Raw genomic sequence first — 1,675 nt, forward strand, 5'->3', positions numbered from 1 at the left:
TTTTGCAGTGACGAATGACATTCTTTTTACCTTGCATGATGATGACGATGTTGTCTGATTCTAAAGTGAGGTTTTCTAGGACGTATTCGGTTTCTCGGTATTGGCTTAGGTCGCCGTGGGGATCGGCAATAGAGTGCCCCCATCCGAAACGTTCATTTCTTATGTTCCAATCTTGTCGCATAAATACTGTAGGTGGTTTTGATGTGATGATCGAACCATTCCATATTTTGATGGAATGCTGCGAATCCGTAGATACCCAAATACCTTCACCAGCTGGTGTTTTTTTTGATAAATATCGTCCCATCAAATTGACTGTTACGTTGCTACCCCTAATATCTATAAGTGCACTCTTTGGCACTGGCTGATCGGGTAAGCGAAATAACGGCCATGATTGAGATAGGTCTTGCGCAATACAATAGTGACCAGGGTCTCTTATCGCTACAGACCAGCCATTATTTATGTCTTTTAATTCAATACAAATATTCCCATCAGATTGAATGACGCTTTCTGCATAAACCTCTACGGAAAGCATTAAAGCACCTACAAGACAGATGCCTTTTAACATCAATATATTAAGCATATGTATTTTTAAATTCATGGCAAGATCGTTCCTTTAAATAGAGGATCGTCTTTTTTGAAGGGATCTCCTGCCTTGTGACCGGCACCATCATCCTTGTAACGAAGGAAATCTTTACGATCATCAGAACCCCTTATGGAATCATAACCGCCAAACTTTTTGTCTTTCAAGTTAAGTGTTTGTGGCGTCCCATTCAATCCCACAAACTGCAATTTCCATCCATCATCACCAAGCTGTTTGTTCAGCATATTGACCTTCTCGCTCGAGCTAGAGAATGCGTTCGTGTTACTGCTACTCTCTTTTGTCGCATTAAATTTCTTGAGTAAAGGCTCAAATTCTTCCCAGCTATGTGCGTTAGTCTTATTGCCCGACAGTGCAGTCATTCTATTAAACACCTGATGCTCCATCTCTAATGTTCGGGCTTCGTTATATTTCCAATTAGCACCACCAGTGTAGTCTCCGGTTTCTGGATCGTACTTACTAAAGTCTTCGTTATAGGTGTGATCCGGCGAGTGTAATTGCAAGGCATGTCCCCAGCCGCCATTGACTTGTATGGGTGTATTGTCGGCCTTGCGATGACCGTAAGTATCTTCGAAGGCATGCAGATATTCGCCGAACATGACGTCGCCTGCACAGTCACTACCCACTTCTCGCGCATTCTCGGCGGCGGACTTCAATAGCTGTAACTGTGCGTTGTCGTTCGTACCGTTGAGGTAGCGCGTGGCGGGATCTGAACTCACGTCGTCTCCCACACCTTGAGTGAAATGGTATTTAGATAGCCGATTCTGTTGCCCGGCATTGTCGAACAGGATGGTAGCAACGGTGCCGAGCAATGACGGTTTCGTTGGCTGTGTGTCAGGATTATCATCTACATATTGCGCACCAGTGGCAATGATGTAGGCGCGTTTAGCATCGACTCCGGCAGCACGCGCTAAGAAATACGTCATGTAGAAATGGATATCTTCTTCATACAAACCAAGCGGATCGATATTGATCAACGGATTGGAATTCACATAACTATACGGATTGATCCCACCCTCGATACCTATCGGGTCGGGTGTGCTGTACCTGCCCAGTTGCGGATCGTAATCGCGGTAA

General features: G+C 44.7%; 2 protein-coding genes. Both read right to left on the reverse strand.

Annotation, left to right across the window (positions count from 1 at the left end; translation table 11 throughout):
• On the reverse strand, positions 1-598 hold a 598-nt coding region (locus AAKU64_RS22455), incomplete at its 3' end, for a hypothetical protein (protein WP_354363093.1).
• A partial coding sequence (locus tag AAKU64_RS22460) for a DUF6765 family protein (protein WP_354363094.1) occupies positions 595-1,675 on the reverse strand: 1,081 nt, incomplete at its 5' end. The genes AAKU64_RS22455 and AAKU64_RS22460, both read right to left, overlap by 4 nt.

The sequence above is a fragment of the Undibacterium sp. GrIS 1.8 genome, assembly GCF_040544445.1.
In the GTDB taxonomy this organism is placed as follows: Bacteria; Pseudomonadota; Gammaproteobacteria; order Burkholderiales; family Burkholderiaceae_D; genus Undibacterium.